Here is a 2,124-nt window from a genome sequence, read left to right as displayed (position 1 = left end):
GACCAGGGTGGGGGTGTCAAAACCGGTCAGCACCTCGCGCCACGCTGCGCGAGCGGTGTCACGGTCTCGATCGGCCAGCCAGCTGACAAAGCTGCGATACTGCGGGGCCGCGGGCAGCCGCTGCCCGTAGTAGCCGGCGAAGATTTCTGCCAGCAGCACCGGCATCGACCAGCCGTCGAGCACGATGTGGTGATTGGTCAGCACAAAGCGGTGCCGGTCTGCGCCGGTGCGGATCAACACCGCCCGAAAGGCCGGCCGGCTGGCCAGCTCATAGACCGCGGCGCGTTCGGCGGCACACACCCGCTGAACCTGCTGCTCGACGTCTTCGACGCCGTGGGCCTGCAGCTCGACATAGCGCCACGGCGCCACCGGATCAGCCGGGATGATTTGCACCGGCTCGTCGAATTGGTCGCAGAACCGGGCCACCAGCTGGGGGTGGCGGCTGACCACCATGTGCACCGCCGCCCGCAGCCGGTGCGGGTCAAGCGGGCCGGTGATGGTGAAATCCAGCTGCACCGCATACACATCGTCGCCGCCACCGTGCGCGATGTTGGCGTGAAACAGCAGGCCCTGCTGCAGCGGGGTCAACGGCAACACATCCGCGATGTCGTAGTGCCGGTCCAGCTCATCAAGCTGCTGCTGGGTCAGCCGGGCCGGGACGATATCCGAGGGGCTCAACCCGCCCCCACCGGCTTGCACGTGCGCACAGATCCCGGCCAGGGCCTCAAACCACAACCGGCCCAACCGGCTGACTTGGTCCTGATCCAGCGCCGATTGGGCCCAGGTCCAGGTGGCGTGCAACTGCGGGCCGGCATCGGATTCGACGGTGCCGGCGTTGAGCTCCACGGTGTGCGCCAACGAGATCGGCAACACCCTGGCCGCGCCGGTCAGCGCAAAGCCCTCCGGGCATAGCCGCCACAGCTGAGCGGAGGCCTCGCCGGCCGCGCCGCCCAGCCGGCCCAGATAGTTGAACCCGATCACCGGATCCGAACCATCCAGCTCCACCTCGGGGTTCAAATAGCGCAGCACACCATAGCCCAGCCCGTCGGGCAGGGCGCGCAGCTGCTCCTTGGCGTCTTTGATCACCGCCCCCAGCGCGCCCGCGCCGGCGATCACCTGCCCCCACTCCAGCGCATCGACCCTGACCGCCACCGGGTATTTGGTGGTGAACCAGCCCACCGTGCGCGACAGATCGATATCAGCGCCCAACTCCTCGTGGCGGCCGTGGCCCTCCACATCAATGCCGATCGGGGTACCGGGCTGGCCGACAAATTCCGCCACCGCCACGGCGAACCCGATCACCAAAATGTCATGCACGCCGGCGTGAAACGCCGCCGGCACCTCACCGAGCAACATCCGGGTGAGCTGGGCGTCCAGCTGCATCGACAACTGCCCAGCGCTGGCGAACGTGTCCAGCCCCGGCTGCACCGCCGGCAACACCGCCGGGATACCGGCCACCTGCCGCCACACCGTCGCCTGCTCCACCACCTGCGGGTGGCGGGCATGCTCGACCAGCAGCGCCGCCCACCGGGCAAACGACGTGCCCGGTGCCGGCAGGGCGACCGGCTGCCCGCCCCGGTGCTGGGCCCAGGCCAAATTCAGGTCCTCCACCACGATCCGCCACGACACCCCATCATCGGCCAGATGGTGAACGATCAACACCAACTGACTCGTGGAGGCCACCCACAACGCCGACAGCATCACCCCAGCACCCGGATCCAGCCGCGAACGCGCCCCGATCAGCGCCGCATCAGAGAGCACCTCCACCGTGTGCAGACAATCGCGCGCCTGCACCGCACCCGCCTCGGGCACGACCAGCACCCAGCCCCCCGCCCCGTCATCGGCAAGCCGGGCCCGCAACATCGCGTGCCGATCCAGCAACGCCTGCAACACCACCACCACATCGGCTTCGGCCACCCCGGAAGGGGCCTGTACCACCATCGTCTGGTTGAACTGCTCCACCAGCCCGTCGAGGCTGTGCAGCCAGCGCATGATCGGGGTCGCGAGCACCACTCCGAGACCCTCATCGACCACACCGGCCTGCCCGTCGGCCACCACCGCCACCGCGGCCAGCCGAGCCACCGTCTGCTCAACGAAAACATCCCGCGGCCGACACAACAACCC

At 68.7% G+C, this 2,124-nt stretch carries 1 protein-coding gene; it reads right to left on the bottom strand.

Going from position 1 to position 2,124, the window contains the following annotated elements; translation table 11 throughout:
- The coding region (locus ACFE99_RS25245) for a condensation domain-containing protein (RefSeq protein ID WP_375489637.1) at positions 1–2,124 on the bottom strand (2,124 nt) is incomplete at both ends.

Source organism: uncultured Mycobacterium sp., from assembly GCF_964249325.1.
Lineage (GTDB): Bacteria > Actinomycetota > Actinomycetes > Mycobacteriales > Mycobacteriaceae > Mycobacterium.
Note: the sequence above shows the minus strand (reverse complement) of the source record. Positions and strands in the feature narration are given on the sequence as shown.